Annotated in this window: 6 protein-coding genes; 4 read left to right on the forward strand and 2 right to left on the reverse strand. The window is 76.7% G+C overall.

The annotated features are described in order from the left end of the window. Window positions 1-7: 7 nt before the first annotated feature. Window positions 8-1,111 carry an NADH-quinone oxidoreductase subunit D gene (locus ECOMGDLI_RS20270; RefSeq protein WP_088318706.1) on the reverse strand — a complete coding sequence of 368 codons (1,104 nt, stop codon included), beginning with the start codon at window positions 1,109-1,111 and terminating at the stop codon, window positions 8-10. 156 nt (window positions 1,112-1,267) lie between these two features. On the opposite strand from ECOMGDLI_RS20270, the gene ECOMGDLI_RS20275 reads away from it, so the two are divergent. Together ECOMGDLI_RS20275 and ECOMGDLI_RS20280 are read left to right on the forward strand one after the other, a co-directional pair. Beyond that, window positions 1,268-1,780 carry a PH domain-containing protein gene (locus ECOMGDLI_RS20275; RefSeq protein ID WP_088318698.1) on the forward strand — a complete coding sequence of 171 codons (513 nt, stop codon included), beginning with the start codon at window positions 1,268-1,270 and terminating at the stop codon, window positions 1,778-1,780. Between the two features lie 15 nt (window positions 1,781-1,795). Then, window positions 1,796-3,409 (forward strand): PH domain-containing protein, encoded by a 1,614-nt coding sequence (locus tag ECOMGDLI_RS20280; RefSeq protein WP_088318699.1) that lies wholly within the window; start codon window positions 1,796-1,798, stop codon window positions 3,407-3,409. Here the strand turns inward: ECOMGDLI_RS20280 and ECOMGDLI_RS20285 are convergent. Beyond that, window positions 3,309-4,454, reverse strand: coding sequence for an SAM-dependent methyltransferase (locus tag ECOMGDLI_RS20285; protein ID WP_198955038.1), 1,146 nt, complete (start codon window positions 4,452-4,454; stop codon window positions 3,309-3,311). The genes ECOMGDLI_RS20280 and ECOMGDLI_RS20285 overlap by 101 nt on opposite strands. 19 nt (window positions 4,455-4,473) lie before the next feature. On the opposite strand from ECOMGDLI_RS20285, the gene ECOMGDLI_RS20290 reads away from it, so the two are divergent. Beyond that, window positions 4,474-5,736, forward strand: coding sequence for a sensor histidine kinase (locus tag ECOMGDLI_RS20290; protein WP_088318700.1), 1,263 nt, complete (start codon window positions 4,474-4,476; stop codon window positions 5,734-5,736). Beyond that, window positions 5,733-6,443: a response regulator transcription factor gene (locus ECOMGDLI_RS20295; RefSeq protein ID WP_233153557.1), complete on the forward strand. Its 711-nt coding sequence runs from the start codon at window positions 5,733-5,735 to the stop codon at window positions 6,441-6,443. The genes ECOMGDLI_RS20290 and ECOMGDLI_RS20295 overlap by 4 nt, the downstream gene beginning before the upstream one ends. The last annotated feature ends 172 nt before the right edge of the window (window positions 6,444-6,615 follow it).

Here is a 6,615-nt window from a genome sequence, read left to right on the forward strand (position 1 = left end):
TCCGTGGCTACTTGTCGACGTCCCCGACGACGAAGAACGTCGAGCCGAGGATCGCGACCATGTCCGAGACGAGGCAGCCCGGCAGGATCTCGCTGAGCACCTGGACGTTGTTGAAGGACGCCGAGCGCAGCTTGAGCCGCCACGGCACCTTGTCGCCGTTCGACACGAGGTAGTACCCGTTGACGCCCAACGGGTTCTCGGTCCAGCGGTAGACGTGCCCCTCGGGCACCCGGAGCACCTTGGGCAGCCGGACGTTGATCGGGCCCTGCGGCAGCGACCGCAGATGGTCCACGCAGACCTCGACGAGGTCGAGCGAGACGTGCACCTGCTCCAGGAGCACCTCGAGGCGGGCCAGGCAGTCCCCGGCGGTGCGCCCGACGACGCGCCCCGGCCCGCCCGGGCCGAACAGCGGGCCGTAGGCGAGGTACGGGTCGTCGCGGCGCAGGTCGATGTCGAGGCCGCTCGCGCGGGCGATCGGGCCGCTCACCCCGTACGCGGCGGCGAGGTCGGCGGACAGGACGCCGACACCGGCCGTCCGGGCGCGGACGATCGGGTTGCCGACGACGAGTGCCTCGAGCTCGGGCAGCCGGCGCCGGACGGCCTCCACGGCGGAGTCGACGCGGGCGAGCCAGCCCGCGGGCAGGTCCTCCTTGAGACCGCCGACCCGGTTGAACATGTAGTGCATCCGGCCGCCGGAGATCTCCTCCATGACGGCCTGGAGCTCCTCCCGCTCGCGGAAGGCGTAGAAGACCGGTGTGATCGCGCCGAGCTCGAGCGGGTACGAGCCGAGGAACATCAGGTGGTTGAGCACCCGGTTCAGCTCGGCGAGCAGGGTCCGGGCCCAGACCGCCCGCTCCGGCACCTCCATGCCGAGCATCTCCTCGGCGGCGAGCACGACGCCGAGCTCGTTGGCGAACGCCGACAGCCAGTCGTGCCGGTTCGCGAGGACGACGATCTGCCGGTAGTCGCGGACCTCGAAGAGCTTCTCGGCACCGCGGTGCATGTACCCGACGATCGGCTCGGCGGAGACGATCTGCTCGCCGTCCACCCGGATCCGCAGCCGCAGGACGCCGTGCGTGGCCGGGTGCTGCGGCCCGATGTTGAGCACCATGTCGGCCGTGGCGAGGCCGCCGGCACCCACCCCGACGGTGAGCTCGCGACGCTCGGCGGCTGTGTCCACGCGCCGAGTCTGCCAGCCGACGGGAACCGGTGTCCCGCGGGTCACCGTCCATCCGGCGACGACCCCGCTGCGTGAGAGGCTGGCGCCATGTCTGAGCACCCGGCAAGCCCGCGGGCGGCCGAGCCCTTCGAGCCGGACGGCGTGCGCTGGTCCGCGGTCTCCCCGCGCCTGGCGTCCGCCCGCCGGGTGAGCGGCTGCGTGCCCCTGGCGGTCCTCGGCCTCGGCTGCGCCGTCGCCGCTCTCGTCGTGCCCTGGTCGCAGTTCTGGCTGCCCGCCGGGTTCTTCCTCGCGGCGACGGTCTGGACGTGGTGGCTCGCCGGCCGCCAGGCCGCGGCCTGGGCGTACGCCGAGCAGGAGGACGACCTGCTCGTCCGCAGCGGCATCATGTTCCGCCGCATCGTCGTCGTGCCGTACGGCCGGATGCAGTTCGTCGACGTCCACGCCGGCCCCGTCGACCGGCTCTTCCGGATCGCCCGCGTCCAGCTGCACACCGCGTCCGCGGCGAGCGACGCCGCCATCCCCGGGCTGCCGCCCGAGGAGGCCGCGCGGCTGCGTGACCGGCTCTCCTCCCGCGGGCAGTCCCGGCTGGCAGGGCTCTGAGTGGCCGAGCAGCCGGTGACGGAGCGTCCCGCGTCCGGTCCGCCCTCGGGCCGCCCCGCGGCGGCGGACGGCGCCTGGCACCGGGTGCACCCGCTGACCCCCGCGGTGAAGTCGTGGTCGGCGCTCGTCGTCGTCCTCGTCGTGATCGCCCAGGAGTTCGGCCGCGAGGCGGTCGGCGGCAGCGGCGGCAGCAGCAGCGACGGCGGTGGCGGGCCCGGTGAGGCCCCCTTCGACATCCGCGACCTCGGCGGCGGCGTCCTCGCCGGCGGAACGGCCCTCGTCGCGCTCGTCGTCCTGCTCGCCGTCGGGTTCGCCTGGCTGTCCTGGCGGATGACCCGGTACCGGCTCACCGACGAGGCGCTGGAGCTGCACCAGGGCGTGCTCTCGCGGCGGCAGCGGGCCGCCCGGATCGACCGGCTGCAGGCGGTGGACGTCGTCCAGCCGCTCGTCGCACGCATCTTCGGGCTGGCCCGGCTCAACGTCGAGGTCGCCGGCTCCGGGGACTCCAAGATCGAGCTCGCCTACCTGACGCACGACCAGGCGATCGGCCTGCGGGCGCACCTGCTCGCCCGCGCCGCCGGCGTCACCTACTCGACGACCGAGGCGCCGGAGGCTCCCGAGCACGCCGTCTTCGAGCTGCCCGTGCAGCGGCTGCTCGGCTCCGTGGTCCTCTCCGGCGCGTTCGTCACCGCCGTCGTCGGCGGGCTCGGTCTCGTCGTCGGGGCCGGGGTCGCCGCGGCCTTCGGCGCCCCCTTCGGCTCGGCGTTCGCCGGCGTGTTCCCGATGGCGCTCGCCGTCGGCGGCATCCTCTGGAGCCGCTTCACGAACGGCTTCGGCTTCCGGGTGGCGTCCTCGCCGGACGGCGTCCGGCTCCGGCACGGCCTGCTCGAGCAGCGCAGCCAGACGGTGCCGCCGGGCCGGGTGCAGGCGGTGCGCCTGCGGCAGCCGCTGCTGTGGCGGCGCCCCGGGTGGTGGAACGTGCGCGTCAACGTCGCCGGCTACGGCGCGGGCGGCGAGCAGCAGGGCGAGGGCGAGACGACGCTGCTGCCCGTCGCGGACCGCAACGAGGCGCTCCTCGTGCTCTCCATGGTCGTGCCCGACCTCGGCGTCGCGCCGGGGGAGGACCCGCGGTGGCTCGTCGGCACCGCGATGGACGGCGCCGGGCCGGACGGCGGGTTCGTCACCGCGCCCCGGGAGGCGCGCTGGCTCGACCCGTTCGCCTGGCGCCGGACCGGCTACCGGGTCACCGACGAGGTGCTGCTCGTGCGCCGCGGCTGGCTGCACCGCGAGGTGGACGTCGTCCCGCACGCGCGCACCCAGAGCCTCGGCGTCCGGCAGGGGCCGGTGCAGCGCCGGCTGGGCCTGGCGACCTTCGCGGTGCACTCGACGCCGGGGCCCGTCGCGCCGGTCGTGCCGCACCTGTCGTCGGCGCAGGCCGCCGCGCTGCTCGCCGAGCAGTCGGTCCGGGCCCGCGCCGCCCGGCTCGCCGCCGGGCCGGAGCGGTGGATGGCCGGCCCGGGCGACGACCTCACACCGGGCCCGGAGCGCGCGGATCCGGCGGACCCGGGGGGCCCGGCGGCTCCGGCAGCACCGGCTGCGGACGGCCCGCCGCCGACAGCAGCCAGCTGAACCCGCCGAGCCCGTCGGGGTCGAGCAGCTCCGCGACCGCGGAGCGCTCCGCGAGCGCCCGCAGGATCGTGGCCGCCGGCAGCGGCGCGCCGGACGGGTCGTGCGACCCCGGGTGCGCGCCCGGCCCGGCCGACAGGCCCAGGGAGCGCAGCGCGCCGCGCTGACGGACGACGACGCCCGCGGACGCACCGGCGGCCCCGGCCGCCGCCGCGACGGCGTCGAGCGCGACGTGCGCGGTGACGTCGCACGAGCCGTCGGGCACCGGGTCGACGAGGAGCCCGCCCCGGTAGCCGGCGAGGCTGCCCGCCGGTGGCCGGGTCGCCGCCGTGTGGGCGTAGTCGACCGCGAGCAGCACCGCGCCGTGCGGCGTCGCGGCGCAGCGGGCCGCGAGCGCCGACCACAGGGCGTCCCGGGGGCGGCCCACCTCGGCGCGGGTCCCCGTCGGGCGGCCGTCGAGCGGCCACCAGCGGGCGAGCCAGGCCGCGTCGTCCGGCCCGGGCGGGTCGCCGAGGCGCTCGCGCCCGGTCGCCGGGTCGACGAGCACCTCGCGGACGGCGCCGGTGCCGTCGACCTCCACGACCGGGCACGGGACGACGTCGAGGAGCTCCCAGCCGACGACGAGCGCGTCGTCGAGGAGCGGGAGGTCGGCGAGGAGGGCCTGCAGGCCGGCCGACCAGCCCACCCGGTCGGGCAGCGTCGCGGGCCGGGGGACGACGTCGCAGCCGTGCAGGCCCAGCGGCACCGGACCGTCCGCGGCGTCCTCGAGCGCGGCCAGCGCGACGAGCAGCTCGCCGCGGCCGGCCCCGACGTCGACGACCCGGGAGCAGCCCGTCTGCCGGGCCAGCCGGGCGAGCGCGCGGGCGAGCGGCCCCGGCGCGGCGTGGGACGCCGTCCGGAAGTGCCCGGCCGGACCCTCGGGGCGCCGGTAGAACCCGGCGGGCCCGTAGAGGGCGTCCGCCCAGGCGGTCACCCAGGGGGCGTAGTCCTGCGGGCGTACGCCGACCCGGCGCGGGTCCGACTGCGGGTGACTGCCGTCGACGTCCACGCTGCCTACCCTGGCAGGAATGGAGAGCACCCGCCCCGAGGTCCAGCCCGCCGCCGGTCCGGCGGCCGGCCGGTCCGCCCGCCGGCTGCCCCGGCCGCCCCGGGGCGACACGGTGCTGGCCGTCGTCGTGCTCGGGTTCAGCCTTCTCGCGCTGGCCGGCTACACCGGCGCGACGGGCTGGGCCCTGCTGCTCACCGTGGCCCTGTGCGCGCCGCTGGCCTGGCGGCGCAGCCACCCGGAGCCGGCGGCCGGGGTCGTGTTCGCCGCGGCGGCGCTCCAGGTGCTCAGCCCCGGGGTCGGTCCGCTCGTCGCGGACGTCGCCGTCCTGCTCGCGATCTACGCCCTGTCGGCGTACGGGGCGGACTGGGCCCGCCCGGTCGCGCTGCTCGTCGGCCTCGGCGGTGCGCTCGTCGCCGTCCTGCGCTACGGCTCGTCGATCTGGTCCGGGCAGAACCTCGGCTCGGCCCTGGTGTCGCTGGTCTTCCTCGTCGGCTTCCTCGGCATGGTCGTGCTCGTCGTCTGGGGGTTCGGCGTCCTGCGCCGGTCCCGGGTGGCGCGGACCGAGGCGGTCCAGGAGCGGGCCCGGCTCGTCGAGGTCGAGCGCGAGCAGCAGCTGCGGCTCGTCGCCCAGGCCGAACGGGCCCGGATCGCCCGCGACCTGCACGACGTCGTCGCGCACTCGCTCGCGGTGATGATCACCCAGGCGGACGGCGGCCGGTACGCCGCCCGGAGCAACCCCGACAGCGCCGTGCAGGCCCTGGAGACGATCGCCGAGACCGGTCGCACCGCGTTGTCGGAGATGCGCCGGCTGCTCGGCGTCCTGCGGGACGAGGCCCCTGCCACGTCCGCCACGGCACCCCAGCCGGGCCTGGAGGACCTCTCGGCCCTCGTCGACGGGCTACGGTCCGGGGGGCTGGCCGTGACGCTCGAGTCGCGCGGCGAGCCGGCCGCGCTGCCGCAGGGGATGGGGCTGGCGGCCTACCGGATCGTCCAGGAGGGGTTGACGAACGTGCTCAAGCACGCCGGTCCGCAGGCGACGGCGCGGGTGCACCTGTGGTGGTCGCCGTCCGCGCTCACGGTCGACGTCGTCGACGACGGTCGCGGGGCCGCCGCGGTGGCGCCGGACGACGGGCCCGGCCACGGCCTGCTCGGCATGCGAGAGCGCGCCGCGGTCTACGGTGGCAGCGTCCAGGCCGGGCCGATGCCCGGCGGCGGGTTCGGCGTCCGGGCGGTCTTCCCGCTCGCGTTCACGCCGACGGCGATGCCGGGGGTGCGGGCGTGAGCGAGCAGGGTGCGGTCGGTCAGGGGGCGGACGCCGAGGGTGCGGGCGGCCGGCGGATCCGGATCCTCCTCGTCGACGACCAGGCGCTCGTCCGTGCCGGGTTCCGGATGGTCATCGACAGCCAGCCCGACCTCGAGGTCGTCGGCGAGGCCGCGGACGGTCTCGCGGGCGTGCAGGCGGTGCAGCGGCTCGCCCCCGACCTCGTCGTCATGGACGTGCGGATGCCCGTCCTCGACGGGATCGAGGCGACCCGCCGGATCGTCGCCCTGCCGGACCCGCCGCGGGTCGTCGTCCTCACGACGTTCGACCTCGACGAGCACGCGCTCGCCGCGATCCGGGCCGGGGCGAGCGGCTTCCTGCTCAAGGACGCGCCGCCGGAGGACATGCTCGCCGCCCTGCGGACCGTGCACGCCGGGGACGCCGTCATCGCGCCCTCGACGACCCGCCGGCTCCTCGAGCACCTCGCCCCGCACGGCTGCGACCCGGTCGCGCTGCAGTCGGTCGAGCACCTCACCGAGCGCGAGCGGGAGGTCCTCGTCGCGATGGCGCGGGGCTGGTCGAACTCCGAGATCGCGACCCGGCTCTTCGTCGCCGAGGGCACGGTGAAGACCCACGTCGGGCGGATCCTCGCCAAGCTCGACGCCCGGGACCGGGTGCAGGCCGTCATCGTCGCCTACGACGCGGGGCTCGTGCGTCCCGGCGGCTGACGCGGGTCCGACGGCGGGTACGACCCAGGGGGTACCGCCCGCCGGCGGGAACACCACCGGCGAGGGACGATCCGGCGGCCGGTCCGCTGCGACCGTCGAGGTATGACCGAACCCGTCAGCACGAACCCCTGGAACGCCGGCGTCCCCGGCGTGCACGGTCCGCAGGGCGGCG

The sequence above is a fragment of the Kineosporia sp. R_H_3 genome (genome assembly GCF_002198675.1).
GTDB lineage: Bacteria > Actinomycetota > Actinomycetes > Actinomycetales > Kineosporiaceae > R-H-3.